Annotated in this window: 28 protein-coding genes; 11 read left to right on the top strand and 17 right to left on the bottom strand. The window is 64.4% G+C overall.

Annotated elements, in window-relative coordinates; genetic code table 11:
* Nucleotides 1-90 precede the first annotated feature (90 nt).
* From slmA to CHB88_RS01920, 6 genes are all read right to left on the bottom strand, one after another.
* Complete coding sequence (gene slmA, locus CHB88_RS01945; RefSeq protein ID WP_089397593.1) at nucleotides 91-666, bottom strand: nucleoid occlusion factor SlmA; 576 nt, start codon at nucleotides 664-666, stop codon at nucleotides 91-93.
* Complete coding sequence (locus CHB88_RS01940) at nucleotides 644-1390, bottom strand: pyrimidine 5'-nucleotidase (protein ID WP_089397592.1); 747 nt, start codon at nucleotides 1388-1390, stop codon at nucleotides 644-646. Before CHB88_RS01940 ends, slmA begins: the two co-directional genes overlap by 23 nt.
* Before the next feature lie 66 nt (nucleotides 1391-1456).
* On the bottom strand, nucleotides 1457-2368 hold the full coding sequence (gene argB / locus CHB88_RS01935) for an acetylglutamate kinase (protein WP_089397591.1): 912 nt from the start codon (nucleotides 2366-2368) through the stop codon (nucleotides 1457-1459).
* A gap of 149 nt (nucleotides 2369-2517) precedes the next feature.
* Nucleotides 2518-3375 (bottom strand): SPOR domain-containing protein, encoded by an 858-nt coding sequence (locus CHB88_RS01930; protein WP_089397590.1) that lies wholly within the window; start codon nucleotides 3373-3375, stop codon nucleotides 2518-2520.
* Complete coding sequence (locus CHB88_RS01925; RefSeq protein ID WP_089397589.1) at nucleotides 3369-4154, bottom strand: type III pantothenate kinase; 786 nt, start codon at nucleotides 4152-4154, stop codon at nucleotides 3369-3371. The genes CHB88_RS01930 and CHB88_RS01925 overlap by 7 nt, the downstream gene beginning before the upstream one ends.
* 2 nt (nucleotides 4155-4156) lie before the next feature.
* A complete protein-coding gene (locus tag CHB88_RS01920; RefSeq protein ID WP_089397588.1) occupies nucleotides 4157-4954 on the bottom strand; it encodes a biotin--[acetyl-CoA-carboxylase] ligase in 798 nt (265 codons plus the stop codon).
* A gap of 216 nt (nucleotides 4955-5170) precedes the next feature.
* On the opposite strand from CHB88_RS01920, the gene CHB88_RS01915 reads away from it, so the two are divergent.
* From CHB88_RS01915 to CHB88_RS01895, 5 genes are all read left to right on the top strand, one after another.
* Nucleotides 5171-6322 carry a VanZ family protein gene (locus tag CHB88_RS01915; RefSeq protein ID WP_245844651.1) on the top strand — a complete coding sequence of 384 codons (1152 nt, stop codon included), beginning with the start codon at nucleotides 5171-5173 and terminating at the stop codon, nucleotides 6320-6322.
* Between the two features lie 38 nt (nucleotides 6323-6360).
* Complete coding sequence (locus CHB88_RS01910; RefSeq protein WP_089397865.1) at nucleotides 6361-6681, top strand: (2Fe-2S) ferredoxin domain-containing protein; 321 nt, start codon at nucleotides 6361-6363, stop codon at nucleotides 6679-6681.
* A gap of 8 nt (nucleotides 6682-6689) precedes the next feature.
* Nucleotides 6690-7316, top strand: a complete 627-nt coding sequence (locus CHB88_RS01905) for an alpha/beta hydrolase (protein WP_089397587.1) — start codon at nucleotides 6690-6692, stop codon at nucleotides 7314-7316.
* 244 nt (nucleotides 7317-7560) lie between these two features.
* On the top strand, nucleotides 7561-8718 hold the full coding sequence (locus tag CHB88_RS01900; RefSeq protein WP_089397586.1) for a D-alanyl-D-alanine carboxypeptidase family protein: 1158 nt from the start codon (nucleotides 7561-7563) through the stop codon (nucleotides 8716-8718).
* Between the two features lie 212 nt (nucleotides 8719-8930).
* Complete coding sequence (locus CHB88_RS01895) at nucleotides 8931-9794, top strand: D-amino acid aminotransferase (RefSeq protein WP_089397585.1); 864 nt, start codon at nucleotides 8931-8933, stop codon at nucleotides 9792-9794.
* Nucleotides 9795-9865: 71 nt separating this feature from the next.
* Here CHB88_RS01895 and CHB88_RS01890 read toward each other — a convergent pair whose 3' ends face one another.
* Nucleotides 9866-11413, bottom strand: a complete 1548-nt coding sequence (locus CHB88_RS01890) for a type II secretion system protein (RefSeq protein ID WP_217900113.1) — start codon at nucleotides 11411-11413, stop codon at nucleotides 9866-9868.
* Nucleotides 11414-11785: 372 nt separating this feature from the next.
* On the opposite strand from CHB88_RS01890, the gene CHB88_RS01885 reads away from it, so the two are divergent.
* Nucleotides 11786-12055 (top strand): HP0495 family protein, encoded by a 270-nt coding sequence (locus CHB88_RS01885; protein ID WP_089397583.1) that lies wholly within the window; start codon nucleotides 11786-11788, stop codon nucleotides 12053-12055.
* Between the two features lie 24 nt (nucleotides 12056-12079).
* The gene (locus CHB88_RS01880; RefSeq protein WP_089397582.1) at nucleotides 12080-12394 is read left to right on the top strand and encodes a cupin domain-containing protein; all 315 of its coding nucleotides are present in this window, start codon (nucleotides 12080-12082) and stop codon (nucleotides 12392-12394) included.
* A 30-nt stretch (nucleotides 12395-12424) separates the two neighbouring features.
* Here the strand turns inward: CHB88_RS01880 and CHB88_RS01875 are convergent, their stop codons facing one another.
* Nucleotides 12425-13444: an asparaginase domain-containing protein gene (locus CHB88_RS01875; RefSeq protein ID WP_089397581.1), complete on the bottom strand. Its 1020-nt coding sequence runs from the start codon at nucleotides 13442-13444 to the stop codon at nucleotides 12425-12427.
* Between the two features lie 40 nt (nucleotides 13445-13484).
* Here CHB88_RS01875 and lipB point away from each other — a divergent pair, with 40 nt between their 5' ends.
* The 3 genes from lipB (at nucleotide 13485) to CHB88_RS01860 (ending at nucleotide 16021) form a co-directional block, all read left to right on the top strand.
* Nucleotides 13485-14171 (top strand): lipoyl(octanoyl) transferase LipB, encoded by a 687-nt coding sequence (lipB, locus tag CHB88_RS01870; protein ID WP_089397864.1) that lies wholly within the window; start codon nucleotides 13485-13487, stop codon nucleotides 14169-14171.
* 46 nt (nucleotides 14172-14217) lie between these two features.
* Nucleotides 14218-15192: a lipoyl synthase gene (gene lipA, locus CHB88_RS01865; protein WP_089397580.1), complete on the top strand. Its 975-nt coding sequence runs from the start codon at nucleotides 14218-14220 to the stop codon at nucleotides 15190-15192.
* 187 nt (nucleotides 15193-15379) lie between these two features.
* The gene (locus tag CHB88_RS01860; RefSeq protein ID WP_089397579.1) at nucleotides 15380-16021 is read left to right on the top strand and encodes a phosphatase PAP2 family protein; all 642 of its coding nucleotides are present in this window, start codon (nucleotides 15380-15382) and stop codon (nucleotides 16019-16021) included.
* A gap of 88 nt (nucleotides 16022-16109) precedes the next feature.
* Here the strand turns inward: CHB88_RS01860 and CHB88_RS01855 are convergent, their stop codons facing one another.
* From CHB88_RS01855 to CHB88_RS01830, 6 genes are all read right to left on the bottom strand, one after another.
* Nucleotides 16110-16634 carry a peroxiredoxin family protein gene (locus tag CHB88_RS01855; RefSeq protein ID WP_089397578.1) on the bottom strand — a complete coding sequence of 175 codons (525 nt, stop codon included), beginning with the start codon at nucleotides 16632-16634 and terminating at the stop codon, nucleotides 16110-16112.
* Between the two features lie 70 nt (nucleotides 16635-16704).
* Complete coding sequence (locus CHB88_RS01850; RefSeq protein WP_089397863.1) at nucleotides 16705-17151, bottom strand: DsrE family protein; 447 nt, start codon at nucleotides 17149-17151, stop codon at nucleotides 16705-16707.
* A gap of 66 nt (nucleotides 17152-17217) precedes the next feature.
* Entirely contained in the window at nucleotides 17218-17892 is a 675-nt protein-coding gene (locus CHB88_RS01845) for a BON domain-containing protein (protein ID WP_089397577.1), read from the bottom strand.
* Nucleotides 17885-18481: a phosphoheptose isomerase gene (locus CHB88_RS01840; RefSeq protein WP_089397576.1), complete on the bottom strand. Its 597-nt coding sequence runs from the start codon at nucleotides 18479-18481 to the stop codon at nucleotides 17885-17887. The genes CHB88_RS01845 and CHB88_RS01840 overlap by 8 nt, the downstream gene beginning before the upstream one ends.
* 84 nt (nucleotides 18482-18565) lie before the next feature.
* Nucleotides 18566-18940 carry a YraN family protein gene (locus CHB88_RS01835; RefSeq protein WP_245844645.1) on the bottom strand — a complete coding sequence of 125 codons (375 nt, stop codon included), beginning with the start codon at nucleotides 18938-18940 and terminating at the stop codon, nucleotides 18566-18568.
* On the bottom strand, nucleotides 18937-20145 hold the full coding sequence (locus CHB88_RS01830; protein ID WP_089397575.1) for a penicillin-binding protein activator: 1209 nt from the start codon (nucleotides 20143-20145) through the stop codon (nucleotides 18937-18939). Before CHB88_RS01830 ends, CHB88_RS01835 begins: the two co-directional genes overlap by 4 nt.
* Between CHB88_RS01830 and rsmI the strand changes: the two genes are divergently transcribed.
* Complete coding sequence (gene rsmI, locus CHB88_RS01825; RefSeq protein WP_089397574.1) at nucleotides 20144-21049, top strand: 16S rRNA (cytidine(1402)-2'-O)-methyltransferase; 906 nt, start codon at nucleotides 20144-20146, stop codon at nucleotides 21047-21049. The genes CHB88_RS01830 and rsmI overlap by 2 nt on opposite strands.
* 19 nt (nucleotides 21050-21068) lie before the next feature.
* On the opposite strand, the gene CHB88_RS01820 is transcribed toward rsmI, so the two are convergent.
* The 3 genes from CHB88_RS01820 to mrdA all read right to left on the bottom strand — a co-directional run bounded on the left by CHB88_RS01820 (nucleotide 21069) and on the right by mrdA (nucleotide 25465).
* Nucleotides 21069-22202, bottom strand: a complete 1134-nt coding sequence (locus CHB88_RS01820; protein WP_089397573.1) for a septal ring lytic transglycosylase RlpA family protein — start codon at nucleotides 22200-22202, stop codon at nucleotides 21069-21071.
* Between the two features lie 159 nt (nucleotides 22203-22361).
* A complete protein-coding gene (gene rodA, locus CHB88_RS01815) occupies nucleotides 22362-23483 on the bottom strand; it encodes a rod shape-determining protein RodA (protein ID WP_089397572.1) in 1122 nt (373 codons plus the stop codon).
* Nucleotides 23483-25465 carry a penicillin-binding protein 2 gene (mrdA, locus tag CHB88_RS01810; protein WP_089397571.1) on the bottom strand — a complete coding sequence of 661 codons (1983 nt, stop codon included), beginning with the start codon at nucleotides 25463-25465 and terminating at the stop codon, nucleotides 23483-23485. The genes rodA and mrdA overlap by 1 nt, the downstream gene beginning before the upstream one ends.
* Nucleotides 25466-25504: the final 39 nt, after the last annotated feature.

Raw genomic sequence — 25504 nt, 5'->3', positions numbered from 1 at the left:
CTTCGAGCCGGACTAGGCTAATCCAGGGAACCAGCCAATACGCCTGTCAAGGCTGACAGGCTGAACCGATGGGAATGGAGAGGGCGTCGGTCAGGCCAGCAGCATGCCGATCTGCGCCTGCGCGTGCTCGGCCGGGCTGTGGCGAAAGCCGGTCTTGGCATAGCGGTGCCAGCGGCCGATCACCAGGCTGGTGATCATGCTCGCGCGCAGCGCGGCTTCCGCCTCGCTGCAATGGCCCTGGCTGGCGGCCAGCCGCAGCGACTGGCGCAGCGCCATCTCCACCCGCTCGACGAACTGGTTCATGCGCTGCTGCAGCCGTTCGTTCTCGTGCACCAGGGCGTCGCCGATCAGCACGCGCGTCATGCCGGGATTGCGTTCGGCGAAGCCGAGCAGCATGGCGACGATGGCCTGGGCCTGGAGCAGTCCGTTTTCCTGCTGCTCCGATATCTGGTTGATGAGGCTGAAGACGGTGGATTCGATGAATTCGATCAGGCCCTCGAACATCTGGGCCTTGCTCGCGAAGTGGCGGTACAGCGCCGCCTCGGATACGTCCAGCCGCTGCGCCAGGGCGGCGGTGGTAATTTTTTCACTGCTCGGCTGCTCCAGCATGGAGGCCAAGGTTTGAAGGATTTGCAGCTTGCGTTCACCCGGTTTTGTCGTCGCCATGTTTTCCCATGCCACGTAATCGATGCAAGCTGCGAGGCAGCTGTAAAACCGATTTTACTTTGACATCGACGCCAGCGGAACGTCCGCGCAATGTCGGCAGGCCGCGCTCGGCGGCATGAGGGCCCTGGGCGAGATACTGGGTGACCCAGACGGTGCGCATGCGCAGCGCCCGCGCCGCCCTCAGGTTGTCCACCGTATCCTCCACCAGGATGCAGTCGCGGGCGGCGATGCCTTCCCGCGCCAGGATCTTGCGCAGCAGGGCGCGCGACGGCTTGGGACGCAGCTGGCGGTGCACCTGCATTGCCTCGATCGGGATGTGGCGCGCGAAATGCCGGTGCAGGCCGAGATGGCGCAGCACCTCGTGGGCATAGCGGCGCGGGCCGTTGGTGAGCAGGACCTTGCGGCCCGGCAGCCGCCGCAGCAGCCGTCCGAGGCCGCGCTCGGCCCGGATCATGACCCGCAGGTCGTCGAAGCGATGCGCTTCCCGAAGAAATTCTTCCGCGCGCACGCCGTGATGCCGCACCATGCCGAGCAGCGTCGCCCCGTAGCGCCGCAGGTAGCCGATGCGGGCGGCATTCACCGCCGCCGCGTCGTCCGGCATGCCGGCGGCGCGCAGGACGCCGGCGATATAGGCGTTCATGTTGGCGTTGATCGCCGGGAAGATAGCGTGGGAAGCGTTATGCAGCGTATTGTCGAGGTCGAACAACCAGACCGGCTTGGACATCGGGGCAGCCCGTTGAAGCGCCGCGGCACCCTCAGGCGCCGCGGGCGGGAGGGAAGGATACGGCGCTTAGTGGGAACGGATCATGGTGCCGAAAGCCTGCTCGGTCAGCACTTCCAGCAGCAGGGAATGCTCGATGCGGCCATCGATGATGTGCACGGTGTTGACGCCCGACTTGGCGGCATCCAGCGCGGAAGAGATCTTGGGCAGCATGCCGCCGGAGATGGTGCCGTCGGCGAACATCTCGTCGATCTCGCGCGCCGACAGGTCGGTCAGCAGGTTGCCCTGCTTGTCCATCACGCCGGGGATGTTGGTCATCATGATCAGCTTCTCGGCCTTCAGGATTTCGGCGATCTTGCCGGCGACGAGGTCGGCGTTGATGTTGTAGGCCTGGCCGTCGACACCGAAGCCGATCGGGGAAATGATGGGAATGAAGGCGTCGTCCTGCAGCGCCTTCACCACCGCCGGGTTGATCGCCTCGATCTCGCCGACGAAGCCGATGTCGATGAACCGGCCGGGATTCTCCTTGTCCGGCATTTCCATCTTGCGGGCGCGGATCAGGCCGCCGTCCTTGCCGGTCAGGCCCACCGCCTGGCCGCCGTAGTGGTTGATCAGCATGACGATGTCCTGCTGCACCTCGCCGCCCAGCACCCACTCCACCACTTCCATGGTCTCCTCGTCGGTGATGCGCATGCCCTGCACGAAGGTGCCCTGCTTGCCGATCTTCTTCAGCGCATTGTCGATCTGCGGACCGCCGCCGTGCACCACCACCGGGTTCATGCCGACCAGTTTGAGAAGGATGACGTCGCGCGCGAAGCCGTGCTTGAGGCGCTCCTCGGTCATGGCGTTGCCGCCGTACTTCACGACGATGGTCTTGCCATGAAACTTGCGGATGTAAGGCAACGCCTCGGCCAGAATCTCCGCCTTGATCTGCGGGGCGACGCCGGTGAGGTCGTTGATGAGTTCGGGTGAAACGGTCATGGCAGGTCCTGAAAAGAAAGTTTCGCGATTTTACAGGGAAAGAAAGGGTTTTTCGCGGCTTTGGCCGGCGTATCCGGCGGTCTCCGCAGGCTTGATGAAAATGACAACGACGCCGTCCGGGCGTTCCGGCCGCGCCGCCGATGCTCGCGTCAGATGTCGATGCAGTCGCGCAGTTCCTTGCCGCCAAAACCCGCGCGCAGGCGGTCGACGGCGGCGCGGGTCTCGGCATCGATGTCGCGCAGGCGGAAAACGTTCATGCTGGCCCGGACCTGCCGGGTGCCGATGCGGGCGGTGCGCACGCCCTTCTGATTGAGCTGGCCGAGGAAAATGCGGGCCGCCTCGTCGGTGCGGAAGACGCCGAGCGAGATGCCCCAGCGCTGTTCGGAATTATCCTGGATGACAAAAAAGTCATTGATGCCGAGGCGGCGCAGCTCGGCGGTCTTGCGCTCCGCCCCTTCCTTGCTGCCCTGCGACGGGATGTAGACCATGTGGCTGGCCAGTTCCTGCACCGGGTGCCGGCTGAGATGCGGACCGAGCGTCAGGCTGGCCAGACTGGCTTCGAAGCGACGTGCTTCCTCGGCGGTGAAATTGCCGACTTCGACGCAGGCGACGTTATTCGAAGCCGTCGGGGATGCAGCCGGCTTGCCGGCATCGGCCACCACAGCCTTTGGCGGCTTGACCGGCGCGGCGCTTTCGGAAGCCGCCGGCGCGGTGGCCGGCGAGGCAGCTGGCGTAGCTGCTGGCGCCGGAGCTTGCGCGGTGACGGCCGGCGCCCTGGCGGCGACCGCCGCAATGCCCGATGCCGCACTTTTGGCGACTGTCGGTTCGTCATCTCCGGAACCAGCGGAAGCTGAACCCGACCGCAGCAGGCGAATGCGGTCGGCATTGAGCTGGTTGTTCAGCCGGGCCGGTTCACGCTTTTCGGCGGCGCTGCCGAGCCAGCCCTGCTGGTAGGCGAGCAGACCGGCATTGGCAATGAGCAGGATCCAGAAGAAGAATTTCAGCATGGCTTGTCGTCACGGGCGACGGCTTGAAGGCCGATCAGCACCAGATTATCCACCCGGGTGGCGGGAACCGCCAGATGCGGCTGGATCAGCGTTGCTGCGCCGCCCGAGAGCAGGCAGCGCACCGGGCGTCCGCCCGCCATCTGCTGGTGCGCCTTGACGCCGCGCTCAATGGCGCCGGCCTGGGCGGCGAGGCAGCCGCTGACGATCGCGGCATCGGTATGGTCGGCAAAGGGCTGGTCGTCGGCGAGATGTTCCGCCACCTCGGGCAGCTGGGCGGTGTTCCTGGCCAGCGAACTGGCCATCAGCCCAAGGCCCGGCAGGATCATGCCGCCGAGGAAGGCGCCGTCGGCGGTCACCGCGTCGACCGTGGTGGCGGTGCCGCAGGTGGCGACCACCAGCGGCTCGTCCGGGTACAGCGCATGGGCGCCGATGGCGGAGGCAAAGCGGTCGCAGCCGAGCTGAGCCGGATTGCGATACCGGTTGACGACACCGGCCAGGCGAGCCCGGGAGGAAAACCACGCAACCGGCGTGGGCGGCCCGCCTTTATTCGCCTCATCCACCGCGGCCTGCAGGCGCTCGCGCATCGCCGCACCGGCGACGTTGGAAGCCAGCACGCGGCTGATGCCGCGCCCGCGCCATGCCTGAACCAGAGACGGCACCTCGGCATGCAGCGCATGGCCGCTGCTGCTCCAGTCGCCCAGCGGCCGCTCCGCCATCCCGGCCAGCGGCAGCAGCGCCCATTTGACCCGGGTATTGCCGGCATCGATTAGCAGCAGCATGCTCATGCGCCCACCTCGCGCAGCGAGACGTCACCCGACATCACCGCGCGTCGTCCCTGCGGCGTATCGATGAGCAGGCAGCCCTGGCCATCGACGCCGACGGCCACGCCCTGCTGCAGCACCTTTCCCTGGTCGAGCAGGGCCACTTCGCGCCCGCGCCAGGCGTGCAGCGCATTCCAGCGCTGCTGAAGGGCGGGGAAGCCATGCTGCTCGAACTGGACCAGCACCTGCGCCAGGCTGTTGGCCAGGGTGGCGAGCAGCAGGTTGCGGTCCAGCGCGGCCAGCCAGGGCACGCTCGCCACCGGCCGGTCGATCGCCGCCTCCAATTCTCGCGGCAGCGCCAGGTTCAGCCCGATGCCGATCACCGCCCAGCAGCCGGGCGCGCCGGCATCGCTGACGTCGCGGCTTTCGACCAGGATGCCGCCCAGCTTGCGTTCCTCGTAAAGCACGTCGTTGGGCCACTTCAGCTGCACCGTCAGTTCGAACATCGCCAGCGCCTCGGCCACCGCCACGCCGACGGCCAGCGGCAGGCCCACCAGCGCGGCGAGCGGCCGGGCGAAGCGCCAGGCCAGCGAGAAGGCAAGCGAGCCGCCCGGCGCCGAATGCCAGGTGCGGCCGGCACGTCCGCGGCCGGCGGTCTGATGCTCCGCCGCCAACAGTACCGGCGAGGTGAAGCCGCCGACTGCGGCGATCAGGTCGGCATTGGTGGAACCGGTCTGCGCCACCACGCGCACGTCGATGGCGCTGGCCGGCTCGCGCAGCAGGGCGGCGACGGCGGTTGAATCAAGCAAGGAAGTCATCGTGGAAACAGGGATGAAAGGCGCCGCCGCATTGTAACGGCAGCGGCGTCAACCGTCGCATGATGCTGAACGCTTTTGGATCTGACGGCAAGCGCATCCGCATTCGAAAGCGGGACGGACGACGGCGCTTGATAGAATCACCCAGGCCAGGGCGGCCCTGTCGTGAATGCATCGCCCGGTTTTCGAATTTGCGCCGGCCAGGCCGGCTTCACTTCCATGTCGATCAACATGTCCAATGCCAGCGGCGGCGTGCCTGCGCAAAGCAATGTCTCCGGCTATCCCTTCGCCCGGGCCGGCCTGTTCGCGTATCTGGCGCTGGTGGTGTACGCGAGCTGGTATCCCTTCTCCGGCTGGCAGAACAAGGGGCTGCCGCCCTGGGGTTTCCTGTCCGCGCCGCTGCCCTATTACTGGAGCGGATTCGACCTGCTGGCCAACGTGGTGGGCTACATGCCGCTCGGCGCGCTGTTCGTGTTTGCCGTCCATCCGCGCCTGCGCGGCATTGGTGCGGTCGGTCTCGGCTTCATCTGCTGCACGCTGTTGTCGGCGCTGATGGAAGCCGGCCAGACCTACCTGCCCAGCCGGGTATCTTCCAATCTCGACCTGCTGCTCAACGCCGGCGGCGGACTGGCCGGTGCCATCGGCGGCGGACTGCTGTCGCCGCTGCTGATGGAACGCAGCCGGCTGCTGCGCCTGCGCAGCGAATGGTTCGCGCCCCATGCCGGCGCGGGCTTGATCGTGATGGCGCTCTGGCCGATGGCCCAGATTTATCCGCGGGGTTACCTGTTCGGCCACGGCCAGATGCTGGCGACACTGTCGGACTGGCTCACCCAATGGCTGGAAAGGCCGGTCGACCTGGCCGCGATGCTGCTGCGCGATGCTCAACTCAGCGTGCAGCAATACTGGATGGCGGAAACCCTGATCACCAGCCTCGGCTGCACCGGCGCGGCGCTCACGCTGCTGTCCACGCTGCGCAAGCCGGCACCGAAGGCGGCGCTGGTGCTCGGACTCATCGCGGCCGCGCTCACCGTGAAGTCGCTCGCCAGCGCCCTGGTGTTCGCGCCCGAGCATGCCTTCGCCTGGCTCACGCCGGGCGCACAGGGCGGCTTGCTGATCGGCGCCATGATGGTGTTCGGCCTGTCGGCGGCGCCGGCCGCGGCACAGCGCCGGCTCGCGGTCATGAGCCTGCTGCTCGGGGTGGCGATCGCCAACGTGGTGCCGACCAATCCCTATTTCACGCTGTCGCTGCAAGCATGGAGCCAGGGCAAATTTCTCAATTTCAACGGCGCGGCGCAGTTCCTGTCCTTCGCATGGCCATTCTTCGCGCTCGCTTTCCTGTTCTACCCGGCGCAGCGCCTGAAGCGGAATTGAGCCAGGTGTATGATCTCGTTTTGCCCGAGACCGACATCATGAGCGACAAGCCGTACTACCAACACCATGTGTTCTTTTGCATGAACCAGCGCGACGAAGGCGGCCGCCCCTGCTGCATGAACCGCGGCGCCAAGTCGGCGCAGGAGCATGCCAAGCGCCGCGTCAAGGAACTCGGCCTGAGCGGCGAAGGCAAGGTGCGCATCAACAAGGCCGGCTGCCTCGACCGCTGCGAGGAAGGGCCGGTCCTCGTCGTCTACCCCGAAGGCACCTGGTACACCTATATCGACCAGCACGATATCGACGAGATCATCGACGAGCACCTGGTAGGCGGCAAGGTCGTGGAACGACTGAAGATCTGAATCGCCGCATGAACGCACAAACCCAACGCTTTTCCCTCACCGGCGCCGCCGGCAATATCGAATGCGCGCTCGACCTGCCGGCTGACGGCATGGTGCGCGGCATCGGCCTGGTGGCGCATCCGCATCCGCTCTACGGCGGCACCATGGACAACAAGGTGGCGCAAACGCTGGCGCGGGCCTTCGTCGCCCTCGGCTATGCCGCCGCGCGCATGAACTTCCGCGGCGTCGGCGAATCCGCCGGCGTGCACGACGCCGGCCAGGGCGAGACCGACGACATGGCCTTGCTGCTCGATCACATGGCACAGCGCTATCCGGACGTGCCGGTGGCGTTGTCGGGCTTTTCCTTCGGCACCTTCGTCCAGGCTTCGCTGCAGAAGCGCCTCGAGGAACAGGGGCGGCCGGCGGAGCGCCTGATCATGGTCGGCAGCGCGGCGCGCAAGTGGCCGCTGCCGACGGTGCCGTCCAACAGCATCGTCATCCACGGCGAGCAGGACGACACCATCACGCTGGCCGACGCGCTCGACTGGGCGCGGCCGCAGGACCTGCCGGTGATCGTGATCCCCGGCGCCGACCACTTCTTCCATCGCCGCCTGCACCACATCAAGAACCTCATCGTGGAGATGTGGCACCGCTGATCCGCATGGCTGCGGCGTTGCGCCATCCGTGGCGAGAGCGCTTGCCGTCAGCCGGCGCGGCATCGGATGCCGTGCCAAGGCATTCCTGCCAGCTGCGGCCAGCGTCGTGCTTTTCATTGGTATCCGCATGTTTCCAGCCGCTATGGCGCGGCGGCGTCCCTCTATAATTCCGATGTCTTCAGGCGCGTCCGGCGCCTGCCGCCCCCATCAGCAACTCCGCTGCGGCTACCAAAGTGTTCAAAAAATGAGAAATCCCATTACGGCGCTGGCCGCTCTCCTTCTGGCGTGCTTTCTGCCCCTTTCCGCCGCCTTGGCGCAGATATTGCCGGCACCTGCCGTCGCTGCCCGGTCCTGGCTGCTGCTGGATGCCACCAGCAATCAGGTTCTCGCGTCCCAGGATCCCGGCATGCGCGTCGAGCCGGCATCGCTCACCAAGCTCATGACCGCCTACCTCGCCTTCTCCGCCATCAAGGAAAAGCGGCTCGACCCGCAGCAGATGGTCACCGTGTCGGTGCGCGCCTGGAAGGTCGATGCGGGCAGTTCCAAGATGTTCATCGACCCGGCCACGCCGGTGAAGGTGGAAGACCTGCTGTACGGCCTGATCGTCCAGTCCGGCAACGATGCGGCAGTGGCGCTGGCCGAGGCGGTGGCCGGCAGCGAGGAAGCCTTCGTCACGCTGATGAACCGGGAAGCGGAGCGCATGGGCATGAAGAACACCCGCTTCGCCAACTCCCATGGCTTGCCGCATCCCGGCAACTACTCCACCGCCGCCGATCTGGCGACGCTTGCCGCGCGCCTCGTCAGCGACCATCCCGACTACTACAAGATTTACGCCACCCGGCAGTTCACCTACAACAAGATTACCCAGCCCAACCGCAACCGCCTGCTGTGGCAAGACCCGACGGTGGACGGCATGAAGACCGGCCACACCGCCGCCGCCGGCTATTGCCTGATCGCCTCCGCCAAGCGTCCCAGCGTCGGCGGGGAACGCCGTCTCATCTCGGTGGTCCTGGGCGCGCCGTCCGACCAGATGCGCGCCCAGGAAAGCCAGAAGCTGCTGAACTGGGGCTTCCAGAATTTCGACACGGTGAAGCTGTATGCCAAGGGCCAGGCGGTGGCCACGCCGGAAGTCTGGAAAGGCGCGCAAGGTCAGGTGAAGATCGGCTTCACCCGCGATATCTTCGTCACCGTGCCGAAGGGCGTGCTGGAGAAGATGAAGCCGGTGCTGGAACGCAAGGATCCGCTGGTGGCGCCGGTGGCCGAAAACAGCCGGGTCGGCACGCTGAAGATGGTGGTGGATGGCAAACTGCTGACCGAGCTGCCGGTGGTCGCATTGGAACAGGTGAATCAGGCCACCATCTTCGGCCGGGCCTGGGACTCTCTAAGACTGATGCTGAAATGAGCATGCAGCATGACCTGAGACCGGGTTGATTGAAGCAGCGAACGAACCGGCGCGATGCGCCGGTTTTCATTTGTGGCACTCGTTTTCCACCCATACGTTTTTTGCATAACCTTCCGCCCATGCCTGTGACAAAATGCCAGCAGTACTTTCTGGCCTCGGACAAGTCACTTTGGGGCCGGACTTCTCTTTCTCTTTTTCGCAGGAAACCACCCATGAGCCAAGCCACCTCCGTCAGCGATCCGCTGGTTTATTTGAACGGCGAGATGACGCCGCTGTCCGAAGCCCGCATCCCGGTGCTGGACCGCGGCTTCATCTTCGGCGACGGGGTGTATGAAGTGGTGCCGGTCTATGCCCGCAAGCCCTTTCGCGAACAGCAGCACCTGGCGCGCCTGTTCCGCAGCCTGGCGGCGATCGGCATCCCGAATCCTCACAGCGAGGAGGAATGGCGCGCGCTCGTCCAGAAGATCATGGATGCCCATCCGGCCGACGACCAGCTCATCTACCTGCAAGTCACCCGCGGCGTCGCCAAGCGCGCCCACGCCTTCCCGACCGAGATGACGCCGACCGTCTTCATCATGACCAACCCGCTGGTGCTGCCGCCGGCGGAGGCGCGCGAAAAGGGCGTGGCCTGCGTCTCGATGGAAGACAAGCGCTGGCTGCATTGCGAGATCAAGTCCACCTCCCTGCTCGGCAACGTGCTCGCCGCCCAGCATGCGGCCGAACACGGCGCCACCGAAACCATCCAGTTCCGCGACGGCTATCTCACCGAGGCCTCGGCCTCCAACGTGTGGATCGTCAAGGATGGCAAGCTGATGGCACCGCCCAAGAACAATCTCATCCTGGAAGGCATACGCTACGGCTTGCTGGAAGAATTGTGCGCAGCGGCGGGCATCCCTTTCGAAGCCCGCCGCATTTCGCGCGAGGAAGTGTTTGCTGCTGATGAGGTGATGCTGACCTCGGCATCCAAGGAGATTTTGCCCGTGGTGACCTTGGACGGCGAGGTGATTGGCGACGGTCGGCCGGGTCAGGTCTTTAAAGGACTGTATTCGGCTTACCAAGAAGCGAAAGAGCAATAGCTTTCATACTTTTTCGACCACTCTGAAAGAAGCTGAACAACTGGAGGTGCCAGTTACCACCTCCATCGGCTTTACTTAAAGCATGTAATTCTCGTTTTGTTGTTCCAAAGCACTCTAGAGATTTCTACGTACCAGTTTTTGTTACTAGTATTTTGGTAAATCATCACAGGCTCGTTAGCTTTTCCTGAATCGGGATCGCCTCCATATGCGCTTAGCCCTGCTACAGCACATACTTTCCAAGAGCTATCTGCAACTTGCACAATCTTCCCTGTGCTTCCCGGTTCGACTGATACATCCACTGTGAAATATTGCAGATCTTTGGTCGATCTCCACACACTACCGTCGCACATTAGCGTTTCTTGATTCACGCTCGTCGTAATAATGTTGGTCTCCGAACTCTGGCAGGGCGCTCCTGGAGTAGCACCTTGGGGAGGCAATTTCAGCCTGCCCAGCGTGGACGACAATTCTTTTCCTTCGACTGCGCCTGCAGCCTTGATTTCTCCAGCGGATACAGCGACGCTAGTCCCTGCAGCGATGCCGCCATTTGTAGACCTGATGTTGCCTTGTGAACTGACCCCGCCAGCGCCTGCCATCACAGTATTTCCTGCTTGAACGGTATCTCCCGCCGTGATGCTGTTTCCCGCCTTTATGTCGCCCTTGGTGGCCGGAACGCCTGCAGCAATACCGCCTTCCGTCGTTGTGATGTGTCCTTTGGAATTCACGCCACCGGCCCCCGCCATCAGGGTATTTCCGGCTTGAACCGTATCGACGGCTGTAACACTGTTGCCGGCTTTGATGTCGCCAGCCGAGGGGGTAATGTTTTTGCCGACAGCGATACCACCCTCCGTCGTCGTGATGTTCGCTGTTGCGCTGATGCCCTTGGCACCTTCAATGTCGTTGCCGCCCATCTTCAAAGATCCAAGCATCGTGTCGCTGCCATCCCGGCGGAGGTAAGCGGACCAAGCTTGACTGTCATAATTGGCCCAGTATCCAACTGAATTTACCGGCGGGATTTTGTTGTTGAAAACAGTGTTGGCGATCGTGTCCGGGATATTGTTTTGATTTTTACGAACGTAAGTGAACTTGCCCGGAGCCACTTCTTGGACTATCCCGCCCAGAAAACCCATTTGTGCAAGAACGGTTTGCGCATCGGCACTGGCACTCTTGTTGCTCGTGACGTCTGGCACGGCCTGAGGGTCGTAAGCAACGACCTGAAGACTGCTATTGGCTTGGCGTACCCGCACTTCGAAGTTATTGCCGGCGCCGCATGGCGTACGGAATATGGGACAAGCGAGAAATCCTGGAGGCAGAAAGCCGAGGTTTTGTAATTCCTCCATGGTTGGCTGTTCGTTCGTCGCCACTTGGCCGCCTACACAGGTACTGCAAGGAATCGGCTTGGCAGTGCTTATCTCGTTGAAGTATCTCGATGCATAGGCATTGGCTGCATTGCCCAAGGTTTTGAGCTGCTCGGCATAGGCTGTCAGTTTTTGCTCGCCGGCGTAGATCTTCACTTGGCGGGCGATGCCTGCCATGATCAAGCCGATTACGAGCAATACCACCGTCAACTCAAGCATGGTATAGCCGCCATTTTTCATGCGTTGCCTGATTTTCCCACCCATGGTAATCCCCTTAAATTGCGGATTTTTGCCGCCTCAGCCGATTGATCAACAGATGCTGAAAGATATTCACTTGCCTTGTTGAAGCCACGCCTTTAAGACCTGCTGCAATGTTTCCAAGTTATATTTTTGTCATTAAAAGGTACAGGTCGGAAATGACCGACCTCATATCAAAACTTGACGTTTTGGTTGTTTTGCATCGCTAAGTTGGGGTTATCGATTGGGCGGGCACTGGAGTTGCGTTCGAAACATAACCAGCAACTCTTCACATCAGCGGTTCGCCCTTAGGGCGCAGGACGCTTGTCCCTCTTGGCGTAAAATGACATTTTTGCTGATGCGCTTTCCGGACGTATCAGACTATTTCCAGGTTGCACCATGTCCGAACCCAAAGATTCCCTCATCGAGTATCCCAGCGACTTTCCCATCAAGGTGATGGGCGTGATGCAGGATGCCTTCGCCCAGACTATCGTCGACGTGGTGGTGCAGCACGATCCCACTTTCCATGCCGGCAAGATGGAGATGCGGCCTTCGTCCAAGGGCAATTACCTGTCCCTGACCGTCACGGTGCGCGCCACCAGCCGCGAGCAGCTCGACAATCTCTACCGCGCCCTATCCTCGCACCCGATGGTCAAGGTGGTGCTCTAAGTGGCCGGCTAAGCGGCATTCGGCATGCAGAAGATCATCCGCAGCGGTGACTTCACCGCCGACCGCGCCTGGGGCGCCCTGCCCGTCGCCAGCATGAATGGCATCACGACCCGCCTGCACTGGACGGATCAGCCCTATCGATGGCATGTGAATGATGGCGAGGAGGTGTTCGTCGTGTTGGACGGCACAGTAGAGATGCGCTACCGCGAAGACGGCACGGAAAAGTCGGCGCTGCTGCGTGCCGGCGACATCTTCTTCGCTAGCGCCGGCTGCGAGCATGTCGCCCATCCGCAGGGCGAAGCGCGCATCCTGGTGATCGAGAAGGAAGGCAGCGTCTGAGCCTTTCTTGAATGGCGTGGCTAGGTGCTCTCAGTGCGGGTCTGTCAGCTCGCCGGCGAGATTGCTTAGCAATGCCTGTCTGACCTCATCCGCAGGCAACCCCAATGCAAACAAGTGATGCAGCTTGGCGTAGAGCGCTTCGAAGGTCATGTCGGCCGCGCCGATGACCCCGGCCTGCGCCAGCGCCGATCCGGTGGCGTAGGCATCGAGCGCCACGCCGCCGTGCAGGCACTGGCTGCGGGCCACCAGCAGCACGCCGGCGTCATGCGCCTGGCGCAGCAGGCGGTGCAGATCGGGATCGTTGTCCGGCAGATTGCCCGCGCCATAGCCTTCCAAAATCAATGCGCGCGGCATGAGCGCGAGCATGGCGTCCAGCAGGCGCGCCGGCAGGCCCGGGGCGAAACGCAGCGGCAGGATGCGCCCGGCCTCGTAAGGCGGCAGGTCAAAGCGCTCCGCTGCTCGCGGCTGCCACAACGCCGACGCATCCAGGTGAATATCGATGCCGACCTCGCCCAGCGGCGGATGATTGGGGCTGTCGAAGGCAGTCAACCGGGTATTACTCACCTTGGTGGCGCGGTTGCCGCGCAGCAGGCGCTGGCCGAAATACACCGCCACCTCCCGGATGTCGTCGCGTGCTGCCAGCTGCAGCGCGGTGACGATGTTCTGCAGCGCGTCGGACCGCGCTTCGCCGAGCGGAATCTGCGATCCGGTGACGATCACCGGCTTGCGCAGGCCCTGCAGCATGAAGGACAGCGCCGACGCGGCATGGGTCATGGTGTCGGTGCCGTGCAGGACCACCACGCCGTCGCAGGCGCCGTAGTGCCGCGCGATGTCCTGCGCGATGCGCTGCCAGTCGGCCGGGATGGCATTGCTGCTGTCGATCGGGTCCGGCATCACATGTGGCGTGTAGCGCGGCAGCGCCGCGCCGGCGCTCGACAACAGGCGCGCCAGGTGCGCCGGGAAATCGGTGGCGGGCGCATAACCGTGGGCGGTGCGCGCCATGCCGACGGTGCCGCCGGCATGGATCAGCAGGATGTGCTTGTTCGTCATGGGACCATTCTCGCAGAAAGCCGTCGCATGCTGGCAGCCGATGCCCGGACGATTCGGTAAACTGGCGGCCATGAGCGACATCACGATCATCCGGCGCGGCCGCGAAGACTACGACACCACCTTCGCCGCCATGCGCGCCTTCACCGATGCCCGCACCCGCGACACGCCCGACGAATTATGGATCGTCGAGCATCCGCCGGTCTACACATTGGGCCTCGGCGCCGACCCATCGCATGTGCTGGATGCGCACGGCATCCCGGTGGTGCAGACCGACCGCGGCGGCGAAGTCACCTTCCACGGCCCGGGCCAGGCGATTATCTACCTGCTGATGGACCTGCGGCGCAACCGGGAAGCGCGCCTGTTCGCCCGCGAGTTCGTGCATCGCATCGAGCAGGCGGTGATCGATACGCTGGCGGCGTATAATCTCGATGGCGAGCGCAAGCAGGGCGCGCCGGGCATTTATGTTTCCGGCAAGGTTCCCGGCCCCTGGCGGGGCGCAAAGATCGCCGCGCTGGGCTTGAAGGTGCGCGGCAACGGCTGCACCTATCATGGCGTGTCGCTGAACGTGGCCATGGATCTCGCGCCTTTTTCCTGGATCAATCCCTGCGGTTACGAAGGTCTCGCCACCGTCGACATGCAGACGCTGGGCGCGCATGCCGCCTTGACCGATGTGCAAGACGCATTGGCCAGCCAGCTGATCCGCCAACTGACACCCGAACCCGACTGAGGCCGGCCAGTCCATTGCGCCGGCACCTGATGAAGCGAATCCCGACATGAGCACCGAGAACAAGATCCTCGACACCGCCGCCTACAATCCGAGCGAAAAGCAGAAGGGTGCCGGCAAGACCGCCCGCATCCCGATCAAGATCGTGCCGGCGGAAAAGCTCGCCAAGCCGGACTGGATCCGCGTCAAGGCCGCTTCGCCGACCACCCGCTTCTACGAGATCAAGGACATCCTGCGCGCCAACAAGCTGGTGACGGTGTGCGAGGAAGCGTCCTGCCCGAACATCGGCGAATGCTTCGGCAAGGGCACCGCCACCTTCATGATCATGGGCGACAAGTGCACCCGCCGCTGCCCCTTCTGCGACGTCGGCCATGGCCGCCCCGATCCGCTCGACCCGAACGAACCGGAGAATCTGGCCCGCACCATCGCCCAGCTCAAGCTGAGCTACGTGGTGATCACCTCGGTCGACCGCGACGACCTGCGCGACGGCGGCGCCGGCCATTTCGTCGAATGCATCCGCCGTGTGCGCGAACAGTCGCCGCAGACCCGCATCGAGATCCTCACCCCCGACTTCCGCGGCCGCATGGACCGGGCGCTGGAAATCCTGAAGGCTGCGCCGCCCGATGTGATGAACCACAATCTCGAAACCGTGCCGCGCCTGTACAAGGAAGCGCGCCCCGGTTCGGACTACGCCTACTCGCTGAATCTGCTCAAGCGCTTCAAGGCGCTGCATCCGGACACGCCGACCAAGTCCGGCATCATGGTGGGCCTGGGGGAGACCGACGAGGAAATCTTACAAGTCATGCGCGATTTGCGCGCCCATGATGTCGACATGCTCACCATCGGCCAGTACCTCATGCCGTCGGGCGACCACCTGCCGGTGCGCCGCTATGTGCATCCGGATACCTTCAAGATGTTCGAGGACGAGGCGTACAAGATGGGCTTCGTGCATGCCGCCGTCGGCGCCATGGTGCGCAGCTCCTACCATGCGGACCAGCAGGCCCATGGCGCCGGCGTGGTCTGAGCATGGCGATGCCGGACAGATTGATCCAGTTAAAAGGGGTGACCCCCTCGCTGATTCAGAATAGGAACAAGGCGCCGGACAGCCACATGCCCGCAGGCATGGCCTGAAACTTGCTCCTCATGCAAGCAGGCCGCGGTGGGCCGGCGCATTTTTTGTTCCCTTTTGTCCAGCAGGAAAACGCCTCTTTATGATTCCATGGCACACCATTACCGGTTTCGGCGACATGACCGTAACCGGGCTTGCCCTCATCGCCATCACCGCCTGGCTGCTCCTTTCCGGCGAACGCCGCCTCACCGTCTGGTGGGTTATCCTCAACGGCATCGGCCTGTTTCTCATCACCGCTTCCAAGATGGCCTTCATCGGCTGGGGACTGGGCATCGCCGCCCTCGACTTCACCGGCTTCAGCGGCCACGCCGCGCGGGCCATGGCGGTGTTTCCGGTACTGCTCTACCTGTTCTGCCAGCGGATGTCGCCGACGGCCCGCTTCACCGCCATGGCGGCCGGCTTCGCTTTCGGCACCCTGATCAGTTATTCGCGGATCGTGGTGCATGCGCATTCGCCGTCTGAGGTGGTCACCGGCTGGCTGCTCGGCCTGGCGATCAGCATCACCTTCATCCGCATGACCGGCATGCTGCAGAAATGCCTGCTGACCCGGGGCCATCTGGCGCTCGGCTTCCTCCTGGCCTTCACCGCCGCTTCCGCCGAGCCGGCGCCGACGCAGAGCTGGCTGACCAGGGCGTCGCTCTACATTTCGGGCCACGATACGCCGTATGTCCGCATCGCCAGCGGTGAATTCCGCCGCCTCGGCACACTGCAGCGCAATTCCTGATCCGGCTTCTTCGCTGTCAAAAACAAAAGGCTCAAAAACAAAAGGCGCCCTCAGGCGCCTTTTGTTTTTGAAGCCACGCTACCTACGGTTAGGCTGCCAGCGCTTTCTCCAGCAACTGGTGCAGCGAGGCGAATTCCGGCTCGCCGACATAGCGCTTGATGATGTTGCCCTGCTTGTCGATGACGAAGGTGGTCGGCGTCAGCTTGACGTCGCCGAAGGACCTGGCGAGGTCGCCCTTGACGTCCAGCGCCACGGTGAACGGCAGGCTGCGGGTCTGGGTGTAGTTCAGGACGTAATTCGGCGGATCGTAGCTCATCGCCACCGCGACGAAATCCAGGCCCTTGTCCTTGAACTTGTTGTAGGTCTCGACCATCTGCGGCATTTCGTGGACGCAGGTGGTGCAGCTGGTTGCCCAGAAATTCACCATCACCACCTTGCCGCGCAAATCCTGCATCGACACCTTCTGGCCGCTGAGGTTGGTGAAAACCACATCGGGCGCGGTTTTCTTATGGGAAAGCGACAGATAGCTGGTCACGCCGATGGCGAGCACGGCCGCCAGAATCAGCAGTTTGATCCAGAGCGGCTTGCGGGAGGGAGATTGGGAAGATTGCATGATGCGTTCGATTCAAATCAAAACAAGCTTCATTATAGGCGCTGCTTTTGCGGGCGTGACCGCATCCAGGTCAAGGACGCAGGTAAACGAAGCCCTCGCGCGCCTGCAGCCGGGCGATCTCCGCCACCCCGGACGGCACCACCTTCGCTTCCGGCAGCACCTGCGACAGCGGCACGTCATGCGCGGAGAGGGTGTTGCCGCAGATGCGGAACTCGACGCCCTGCGATGCCAGAGCGGTTACCGCGGCGTCGAAAGGACGGCCGTTGCGTTCCCGGGTGCCGTTGAGCAGGAAGCGTATGCCGTCGCCCAGCGCCACCACCACGATGCGGGTGCCGGGCTCGGCGCGCAGATGGTTGCGAATATTGGCCAAACCGCGCGATGCCTGGTCGATGCCGTCGACGAAGTGGTAGACCACCTTGACCTGCTCCTGTGCCGCAGCCGGCCGTCCGGCGAGCAGGCCGAGGATCAGCAGTGCTTGAAGCAGAAGGCGCCAGGGGCGGAACACGGTGTCATTCATCATGATGGAATCGGATCAGGCAAACGGACCGGATGCCGGCGCGGCGCCAGCATCCGGCGCAGCGGGTCAGCTCGGCGAGCGCGGCGCGGCCTCGGCGTCGGACGAGCCCGAGGTGCGCTTCTGCGGCACGGTCGTCATCTGGCGCAGCTCTTCCTCGGTGATGTAGTCGAACACCTTCACCACTTTCTGCACGCCGCCGATGCCGCGCGCGATGTCGGTGGCGATATTGCCTTCGCGCTGGGTGACGCGGCCCATCAGGTAGACGGTGCCGCGCTCGGTGACGACCTTGAAGGAATTGGCGAAGATTTCCTTGGAATCGACGAAGGAGGCGGTCACCTTGCTGGTGATGAGCGTGTCGTTGGAGCGGGCCGCGAAGCTCGACGACGGCATCGCGGCAAGCTCGTTCACCACCGCCTGCACGCCTTCGATGGCGCTCACCTCACGCTCCACCGCCGCCTTCATCTGCTCGTCGCGCACCTCGCCGGTCAGCAGCACCTTGCGGTTGTAGCTGGTGACATTGACATGGCCGGCGCCGCCGACCAGGCTGGCGACCCGCGCCTCGCCCTTCACCGTGATGGTCTTGTCCTCGGTCTGGGCACCCAGGGTGCGGCGATCGGAAGCGGCCAGGGTGCCCACCACCGCGGTGCCGACGGCCAGGCCGATGCACCCCTGCAGGCCGGTGACGAGTGCGCCGCACAGCGCGATGGCGGCCAGCGGACGGAGCACGGTATGTCTAGTCATTCGATTCTTCTCCGAACAAGGCAACGTCGATGCCGTCGCACAGGCAATGGATCACCAGAAGATGCACTTCCTGAATGCGGGCGGTGCGGGTGTGCGGCACGCAGATATGCACGTCGGCTTCGCTCAGTCGCTCGCCGATGGTGCCGCCGCCCTTGCCGGTGAGGGCGATGACGCGCATGTCGCGCTCCAGCGCCGCGTCCACCGCCGCCAGCACGTTGGCGGAATTGCCCGAGGTAGACAGCGCCAGCAGAATGTCGCCGGCCTGGCCGAAGGCCTGCACCTGCTTGCTGAATACGTCCTGGTAGCTGTAGTCGTTGCCGACCGCGGTCAGGATGGAAGTGTCGGTGGTGAGCGCCAGCGCCGGCAACGGCAGCCGTTCGCGCTCGAAGCGGCCGACCAGTTCGGCGGCGAAATGCTGGCAGTCAGCGGCCGAGCCGCCGTTGCCGCAGGCAAGGATCTTGTTGCCATTCGATAAAGCAGTAAACATCAGTTCGACGGCCTGCTCGATCGGTTGGGCCAGGGCCGTGGCGGCCTTGATCTTGAGTTCCGCACTTTCTTGGAAGTGGGACAGGATGCGTTGATTGTTCATAGTGTCCGCGATTATAGAGCACGCGGGCGGTGGCCATCTGTAACCGATGGTTTGGAAAAGCGGACCGGGAAGATTGGCAGAAGATCAAGCTTCGATGGCGTTGCGCAGCCATTGCAGCCGATCGCCATCGATGGCGACGACGTCGAAGCGGCAGGGCGGCGGCTCCCGGTGGCGCTGCAGGAACACTTGCGCAGCCAGGATCAGCCGCGCCTGCTTGCGCGGCGTGACGCTGGAGGCGGCGCCGCCATGGCTGCCGCTGGCGCGCTTGCGCACTTCGACGAACACCAGCGCGTCGCCATCCTGCATGACGAGATCGATCTCGCCGCCCTTGCAGCGGAAATTGCGTTGCACCAAGCGCAGCCCTTTTGCCTCAAGATAGCCGAGCGCCCTGTCCTCGCCCGCCTGGCCGATCTCCTGCCGCCCGGTACGGCGGCCGATCAGGCCGTTGAGCAGGCTCACCGGTTTTCCTGCAGCGGCACCACCGTGCCGTCGCGCCAGACCGCCGGCTGCAGCGTGCGCTCGAAGCGCCGCGTCGCCGCTTCGTAGCGCACCGTCAGGCGCCCGGTGACGCCATCGAGCTCGAACTCGCTGCGCCGCTTCGCCATTTCATAGGCGATGCGATAGGCATCGATGCCAAGCGCATACAGACGCTCCATATCGGCATCGGGCTGGGTATCGACCGGCACCGCGCGACGCGGATAGATCATCACCGCCGGATGATCGCGCTGCAGCAGCCAGGGAATGTCGAGCAGCCGCACGCCATTCAGCACGGCAGCTGCCTGCGGATCGCTGTCGGCCGCACCGCCTTCATTCATTTGCGAGGTGGCATACATCGGCAGGCCGTTGCCGAGGACCGCCCGTGCCTGGCGCGCCTGCGCCAGGGTCAAGGGCGCGAACAGCAGGCTGTCGCGTCCGTTGCCGATCGCCCGCTTCATCTGCGTCACTTCCTGCGCCGAAAACACGCCGCCGGAGGCCGGCAGTTCCACCACCTCGGCGCTGCGGCCCTCGGCCTGCCACTGGCTGGCGAAGGCGCGGGCGGCACGCTGGCTGCGCGCGGCGCCGGTGGCAATGACGATCGCCTTGCGCTCCTTCTGCTCGGCGGCGGCCCAACGCGCGGCCTGGCGCGCCTCGTCTTCCACCGACAAGCCGATGGCGAGCAGCTGCCAAGGGAGATCGGCCGAAGCGGCATCGGTCTGGCTCAGGGCAATGGTAGGGCGGTTGACGGCGCCGCTCTTGCTGACGGCAGTCACGCCGGAACGCGGCAGCGGGCCGATGATGATGTCGGAATCGGCGGTGGCGGCGCGGTAGCTGGAGACGATTTCCTGCTGATTGTCGCCGGTGGCGGCGATGTCCAGGCGGATGTCGCCGGGATCCCGTTCATGGGCCGCGCGCAAGCCGGCCTGGACCGCTTCGGCGGCGCTGCGGAATGCGTCGGAGCGCCCCGGCAGCTGGACGCTCAGGCGAGCCCGCGGGACGGCAGGCGCCTGCCCCAGGGCTGGCGCCGGCGTCAACTGGATCGGCGCGGCCGATTCCACGCCGGGTTCGACATTGGCCTGAGCCAAGGTTGTGTTTGCCTGCGCCGGCAGGCACAATCCGCACAACGCCAGCGCCAGCATCCGCTTCGCCGCGCCGGTCCACCACCGCTTTCGCATCTCTGTCTTCATGACTCAGCCTCACGCCAGTTCAGTCGCCAGCCTGCCCATCCTGCAGGATGTGTCACAGCAGAATTACCCCGCCTCGGCATTATATGTGGTGGCTACCCCCATCGGTAACGTGAGCGACGTCACCTTGCGCGCGCTGCATGTTCTGCAATTGGCCGATGCCGTCGCCTGCGAAGATACGCGCAATACCGGGCATCTCCTGGCCCGTTATGGCTTGGCCAAGGAACTCGTCGCTGCCCATGAGCACAACGAGCGCGAGGTGGCGCAGCGCCTGATCGCGCGGCTGCAGGCCGGTCAGCGCATCGCGCTGGTGTCGGATGCCGGCACGCCCGCCGTATCCGATCCCGGCGCGCGCATCGTCGATGCGGTGCGCGCGGCCGGCCTGCGCGTGATCCCTCTGCCCGGCGCGTCGGCGGCGGTGGCGGCGCTCTCGGCGAGCGGCCTGGTGAATGACCGCTTCCACTTCATCGGCTTCCTGCCGGCCAAGCCGGCACAGCGCATGGCGCAGCTCGAAGCGCTGCGCGCCGCGTCGTCCACCCTGGTGTTCTACGAGGCGCCGCACCGCATCGTCGATACCGTCAATGCGCTGGCGCAGGCCTTCGAGCCGACGCGCCAGCTGGTGCTGGCGCGCGAATTGACCAAGCTGTTCGAGGAAATCCATCGCTGCCCGGTGGCCGAGGCGCCGGGCTGGCTGGCGCAAGACGCGCACCGCCAGAAGGGCGAATTCGTGCTCCTGCTGGAAGGCGCAGCGGAGGAGAGGGATGCCGGCGATGCCGAAGCGGACCGGGTGCTGACCATTCTGCTGCAGGAATGTTCGGTGAAGCAGGCCGCCAGCCTGGCGGCGCAGATCACCGGCCGCAAGAAAAACGCCCTCTACGAGAGGGCGCTGAAATTGAAGCAGGATTGACCAAAGACAGGCTGATCGCTCAGCGCTGAACCACCATTGGCCGGCCCGCGCCCGCCTCCAGCACCCGCCGTGCCGCTGCCTGCGCCTCGTCGCGCGAGGCGAACGGACCGGCGTACACGCGATGCATGCCATCCTTCTGCACTACCTGCATCGGCGGCAGGCGGCCGGCCCAGGCCGGCTCCAGGCGCGTGCGCGCCGCTTCCGCATTCGCCGGCTGGGAAAACGCGCCCATCTGCAGGTAGAAGCCGCTGGTCTTCTCAGGCTCCGGTCCGTCTGCCTTCACCGCCACCTGCGCCGGCTGGGCGGCATCGCCCGCGTTGGCGCCGAGGCTGCCGCCATAGGCTACCGGTAGCGGCGTGGTGGTGATGCCGCCGACCGCCGCCGGCTCAACGCTGAATACCGTCACCGGCCCGTTCGAGGCGGTGGCGACGGCGGCAGCTGGAGAGTTAGGCGGCACCGGCTGGCTGGCGGCCAGCTTGATGCCATTGGCGCGCGCCGCCTCCATCCGGCGGATTTCCTCCGGCAGGATGCGCTCGACTTCCAGCTGACCGCTGCCGGAACCGAGATAGCCGAGCTTGAGCGCGGCGGTGAAGGAAAGGTCGATGATGCGCGAAGAATGGAAGGGGCCGCGGTCGTTGACCCGGACGATCACCTGCCTGCCGTTGCTGAGATTGGTCACCCGCGCATACGACGGAATCGGCAGCGTCGGATGGGCGGCGGTCATCTTGTACATGTCGTACGGTTCGCCGGACGAGGTTTTCTGGCCGTGGAATTTTTTGCCATACCAGCTGCCGATGCCGCGCTGCTTGAACGGACGGTCGTCGCTGATCGGCGTGTAATTGACGCCGAAGACGTTGTAGGGGCGCAGGGCGGCGCGGGAATAGGGTTCGACCTTCGGTTCGGCGTCGGGCACATCCATCAAGCCGTCGGGAATGACGTCGCCGGGACCGTCGTCCTGGTAGTAGCCGCCGCGGCCGGAGCCGGCGCGCGGCAGGCTGGGTATCGGGCTGGACGGCTTGCCGCCCTTGATGGCGCCGGCGGCATCGGCGCTCTGGGTGGGCGCCTGCGGCGGCGTACCGCAGGCGGCTAGCAGCGCGGCGCTCAGGCTGATGGCGAGAACATGGCTGTTCCGGTGTTGAATGCGCAACGGCATCGGTTCTCCTGCTGGAATCGGGGCGGATGACCGATGCAAGCGTCGCACCGATCATTACTTCGCGCCAATTTTAACGAGGAGCCAACTCGCTTCCAACAGGAAAGTTGCAACAGGATTGCCGGGTTGCAAAGGTTTTGCGGCGCCGGCATTGAGGACGGCTCAGGTCTGCACCAGCTTGCGGTGGCGCTGGATGCTCATCAGGATGCCGATGCCCAGCCCGAGCGTGACGAATGCGGTGCCGCCATAGCTCATGAAGGGCAGGGGCACGCCGACCACCGGCAGGATGCCGCTCACCATGCCCATATTGACGAAGGCATAGGTGAAAAAGATCATGGTGATGGCGCCCCCCATCAGGCGGCTGAACAGGCTGGGGGCATTGGCCGAAATCAGCAGCCCGCGCCCGATCAGCAGCAGGTAGAGCACGAGCAGCACGCAATTGCCGATCAGCCCGAACTCCTCTGAATACACGGCGAAGATGAAGTCGGTGGTGCGTTCCGGGATGAACTCGAGGTGCGCCTGGGTGCCGGACATCCAGCCCTTGCCCGCCACTCCGCCGGAACCGATGGCGATCATCGACTGGATGATGTGAAAGCCCTTGCCGAGCGGATCGGTGGTGGGATCGATCAGCGTCATCACCCGGGCGCGCTGGTAGTCGTGCAGCATGGACCACACCACCGGCAGGCTGGCGCCGCCTGCCAGGACGAGGCCGAACATCACCTTCCACGACAGGCCGGCGAGGAAGATCACGTAGAAGCCGGCGGCGCCGACCAGGATGGCGGTGCCGAGATCGGGCTGCTTGGCGATCAGGCCGAAGGGAATCAGCAGCAGGAGGGCGGCGATGATGAAATCCTGCCAGCGGATCATGCCTTCGCGCTTCTGGAAGAACCAGGCCAGCATCAGCGGCGCGGCGATCTTCAGGATTTCGGATGGTTGGATCACCACGCCGACATTCAGCCAGCGCCGCGCGCCCTTCTTGATCAGGCCGAACATCGCGACTGCGACCAGCAGTGCCACACCGACGGTGTAGATCGGCAGAGCGAAGCGCATCAGGGTCTGCGGCGGCACGACGGCGGCGATCCACATGATGACGAAGGAAACGATGATGTTGCGCAGGTGGTCTTCCACCCGGCCGGGGAAGTCGAGGCCGGCCGAGTACATCGTTATCGTGCTCACGGCAAAGATCAGGAACACGATGATCGCGAGCGGGCCGTCGAACACGGTCATGTATTGGCGGATCAGCGGCCACAGCGGCCGGCGGCCGGCGAGTTGGGCGGTTGCCATCAGTCGTTGTTTCCTCGTGTTTCGGCGCCGGGGCGCGGGCCGCCGGCGGATTCTTCCTCCGCCTTCAGCTCCGCCGCCGGGCGGGTGCTGGCAACGTCGGTCTTCTCTGCAACCGGCTTGTCCTTGTCTTCGGATTTCTTGCCCATCAGGTAGTAATCCATGGCCTTGCGCACGATCGGCGCCGCCGCCATCGCGCCGAAGCCGCCGTTCTCGACGATGATGGCGATGGCGATGCGCGGATTGTCGGCCGGCGCGAAGGCGGTGTAGAGCGAGTGGTCGCGGTGGCGCTCGTCGATCTTGCTGGCGTCGTACTTCTCGTTCTTCTTGATGGCGATCACCTGGGCAGTTCCGGTCTTGCCGGCGGAAACATAGGTGGCGCCGGCGAAGGCCTTGGACGACGTGCCTTCCCGCACCACGCCGACCATGGCGCGCTTGATCACCTCGATGTTCTCCGGCTTGAGCGGAATGCGGTAGCTTTCCTTCGGCACCGTCAGCGTGCGCTCCTTGGTGGCGCCGTTCTCCAGAATCTTCACCAGGTGCGGCTTCATCACCACGCCGTTGTTGGCCAGCACGGCCGTGGCATGCGCCAGCTGCAGCGGCGTGAAGGAGTTGTAGCCCTGGCCGATGCCGATGGAAATGGTTTCGCCGGCATACCACTTCTTCTGCTCCGGCCGCTTGTAGGCATTGCGCTTCCAGGTGGTGGACGGCAGGATGCCGGTGCGCTCGTTGTCGAGGTCGATGCCGGTGACCTGGCCGAAGCCGAAGGGCTTCATGAAATCATGAATGGTGTCGACGCCGAGGTCGTTGGCCAGCATGTAGTAGTAGGTGTCGCAGGACTGGACGATGGACCGGTACATGTCGACCAGACCATGGCCGCCTTCCTTGTCGTCGCGGAATTTGTGGTTGCCGAACCAGAAATAGCCCGGGTCCGACACCGCGCTGGCCGGGGTGCGCTTGCCGAGTTCGAGCGCCGCCAGCGCCATGAAGGGCTTGTAGGTGGAGCCGGGCGGATAGGTGCCGATCAGGGGGCGGTTCAGCAGCGGCCGGTCGATGGAGGTATTGAGCTCTTCCCAGCTTTTCGGATCGATGCCTTCGACGAACAAGTTGGGATCGAAGGTGGGCTTGGAGACATAGGCCAGCACGTCGCCGGTCGACGGCTCGATCGCCACCAGCGCCCCGCGGCGGTCGCCGAAGGCTTCCTCCACCACTTTCTGCAGCTCGATGTCGATCGACAGGATCAGGTTGTGGCCCGGGATGGCGGGCGTGCGCGACAGCGTGCGCACGGCGCGGCCGCCGGCGGACACCTCGACCTCTTCGTAGCCGGTGGTGCCGTGCAGGAGATCTTCGTATTTCTTTTCCAGGCCTTCCTTGCCGATGTAATCGGTGCCGGCGTAGTTGGCCGAATTTTCCATGTTCTCGATGCGCTCGGCATCGCGGGCGCTGATGCGGCCGATGTAGCCGATCACATGCGACGCCACTTCGCCCAGCGGATACTGGCGAAACAGCCGCGCCTGGATCTCGACGCCGGGAAAGCGGAAGCGCTGCGCGGTGAAGCGCGCCACTTCATCATCGGAAAGCTTGGTGCGGATGGGCACGCTTTCAAAGTTTTTCGCCTCATCCAGCAAGCGGCGGAAGCGGCGCTTGTCCTTGGGCTGGATCTCGACCAGCGTGGCCAGTTCCTCGATCAGCGCATCCAGCGGCTGGTTGATCTTCGACGGCGTGATCTCCAGCGTGTAGGCGGAAAAATTCCGCGCCAGGACCACGCCGTTGCGGTCCAGGATGAGTCCGCGGTTGGGCACCACCGGCACCACCGAAATCCGGTTGTCCTCGGCCTGGCTGGCATAGTCGTTGTGGCGGTATATCTGCAGCCAGACGAAACGGGCTGCCAGCAGGCCGAAGCAGACGAGCACGAACACCGCCGCCACCGATAGGCGGACCCGGAAATGGTGCAGTTCTTGTTCGGTGTTCTTGAATTCGGTCATTCGTCTCAATCAACGCTGTCGGAGCGGCGCGGGCGCACA

This window comes from Noviherbaspirillum humi (assembly GCF_900188095.1).
Classification (GTDB): Bacteria; Pseudomonadota; Gammaproteobacteria; order Burkholderiales; family Burkholderiaceae_D; genus Noviherbaspirillum; species Noviherbaspirillum humi.
This window is presented reverse-complemented; position numbering and strand designations above follow the sequence as displayed.

Coding starts and splice junctions, on each gene's coding strand:
- slmA (WP_089397593.1), bottom strand. CDS start 666: ATGGCGACGACAAAACCGGGTGAACGCAAGCTGCAAATCCTTCAAACC.
- CHB88_RS01940 (WP_089397592.1), bottom strand. CDS start 1,390: ATGTCCAAGCCGGTCTGGTTGTTCGACCTCGACAATACGCTGCATAAC.
- argB (WP_089397591.1), bottom strand. CDS start 2,368: ATGACCGTTTCACCCGAACTCATCAACGACCTCACCGGCGTCGCCCCG.
- CHB88_RS01930 (WP_089397590.1), bottom strand. CDS start 3,375: ATGCTGAAATTCTTCTTCTGGATCCTGCTCATTGCCAATGCCGGTCTG.
- CHB88_RS01925 (WP_089397589.1), bottom strand. CDS start 4,154: ATGCTGCTGCTAATCGATGCCGGCAATACCCGGGTCAAATGGGCGCTG.
- CHB88_RS01920 (WP_089397588.1), bottom strand. CDS start 4,954: ATGACTTCCTTGCTTGATTCAACCGCCGTCGCCGCCCTGCTGCGCGAG.
- CHB88_RS01915 (WP_245844651.1), top strand. CDS start 5,171: ATGTCGATCAACATGTCCAATGCCAGCGGCGGCGTGCCTGCGCAAAGC.
- CHB88_RS01910 (WP_089397865.1), top strand. CDS start 6,361: ATGAGCGACAAGCCGTACTACCAACACCATGTGTTCTTTTGCATGAAC.
- CHB88_RS01905 (WP_089397587.1), top strand. CDS start 6,690: ATGAACGCACAAACCCAACGCTTTTCCCTCACCGGCGCCGCCGGCAAT.
- CHB88_RS01900 (WP_089397586.1), top strand. CDS start 7,561: ATGAGAAATCCCATTACGGCGCTGGCCGCTCTCCTTCTGGCGTGCTTT.
- CHB88_RS01895 (WP_089397585.1), top strand. CDS start 8,931: ATGAGCCAAGCCACCTCCGTCAGCGATCCGCTGGTTTATTTGAACGGC.
- CHB88_RS01890 (WP_217900113.1), bottom strand. CDS start 11,413: ATGGGTGGGAAAATCAGGCAACGCATGAAAAATGGCGGCTATACCATG.
- CHB88_RS01885 (WP_089397583.1), top strand. CDS start 11,786: ATGTCCGAACCCAAAGATTCCCTCATCGAGTATCCCAGCGACTTTCCC.
- CHB88_RS01880 (WP_089397582.1), top strand. CDS start 12,080: ATGCAGAAGATCATCCGCAGCGGTGACTTCACCGCCGACCGCGCCTGG.
- CHB88_RS01875 (WP_089397581.1), bottom strand. CDS start 13,444: ATGACGAACAAGCACATCCTGCTGATCCATGCCGGCGGCACCGTCGGC.
- lipB (WP_089397864.1), top strand. CDS start 13,485: ATGCCCGGACGATTCGGTAAACTGGCGGCCATGAGCGACATCACGATC.
- lipA (WP_089397580.1), top strand. CDS start 14,218: ATGAGCACCGAGAACAAGATCCTCGACACCGCCGCCTACAATCCGAGC.
- CHB88_RS01860 (WP_089397579.1), top strand. CDS start 15,380: ATGATTCCATGGCACACCATTACCGGTTTCGGCGACATGACCGTAACC.
- CHB88_RS01855 (WP_089397578.1), bottom strand. CDS start 16,634: ATGCAATCTTCCCAATCTCCCTCCCGCAAGCCGCTCTGGATCAAACTG.
- CHB88_RS01850 (WP_089397863.1), bottom strand. CDS start 17,151: ATGAATGACACCGTGTTCCGCCCCTGGCGCCTTCTGCTTCAAGCACTG.
- CHB88_RS01845 (WP_089397577.1), bottom strand. CDS start 17,892: ATGACTAGACATACCGTGCTCCGTCCGCTGGCCGCCATCGCGCTGTGC.
- CHB88_RS01840 (WP_089397576.1), bottom strand. CDS start 18,481: ATGAACAATCAACGCATCCTGTCCCACTTCCAAGAAAGTGCGGAACTC.
- rsmI (WP_089397574.1), top strand. CDS start 20,144: ATGACTCAGCCTCACGCCAGTTCAGTCGCCAGCCTGCCCATCCTGCAG.
- CHB88_RS01830 (WP_089397575.1), bottom strand. CDS start 20,145: ATGAAGACAGAGATGCGAAAGCGGTGGTGGACCGGCGCGGCGAAGCGG.
- CHB88_RS01820 (WP_089397573.1), bottom strand. CDS start 22,202: ATGCCGTTGCGCATTCAACACCGGAACAGCCATGTTCTCGCCATCAGC.
- rodA (WP_089397572.1), bottom strand. CDS start 23,483: ATGGCAACCGCCCAACTCGCCGGCCGCCGGCCGCTGTGGCCGCTGATC.
- mrdA (WP_089397571.1), bottom strand. CDS start 25,465: ATGACCGAATTCAAGAACACCGAACAAGAACTGCACCATTTCCGGGTC.